Origin of the sequence: Protofrankia coriariae (assembly GCF_001017755.1) — a bacterium.
GTDB classification, from domain to species: Bacteria; Actinomycetota; Actinomycetes; order Frankiales; family Frankiaceae; genus Protofrankia; species Protofrankia coriariae.
In genome coordinates this window covers 18,987-19,381 of the sequence record NZ_JWIO01000062.1, presented here as the reverse complement: position 1 = coordinate 19,381, position 395 = coordinate 18,987, and the positions used below count along the sequence as shown (strand labels likewise).

Sequence of the window (395 nt, the reverse complement as noted above, 5' to 3'; positions counted from 1 at the left end):
GCACACCAGCCGTTGCGACCGGGTGACCTCCGGGCATGTCTCCCCCGGTCTGCAGACCGGCTTCTGCTCGGACACCGGCGGCGGATGGAGCGGGGCGCTGGTCGCGCACCGCTCGCAGCTGTACCCGGTGCCGGCGGACCTGCCGGACGAGCGGGCGGTGCTGGTCGAGCCGCTGGCCTGCGCCGTGCACACCGCGTTGCGGGCCGCTCCCGCCGACGGCGACCGGGTGCTGGTCATCGGTGCGGGCGCGGTGGGGCTGTTCACGCTGCTGGCGCTGCGCGCCTACACCCGGGCCGGCACGGTGACCGTGGTCGCCAAGCACCGCCGGCAGGTGGAGCTGGCCCGGCTCTTCGGCGCGGACGAGGTCCTGCCACCGGCGTCCGCCGTCGGCGGGG

Annotated in this window: 1 pseudogene (only partly in view); it reads left to right on the top strand. The window is 76.7% G+C overall.

From position 1 onward, the window contains the following. Positions 1–395: pseudogene (locus FrCorBMG51_RS32170) on the top strand (alcohol dehydrogenase catalytic domain-containing protein); its annotated part reaches 307 nt to the left of the window's first position; the annotation flags it as partial.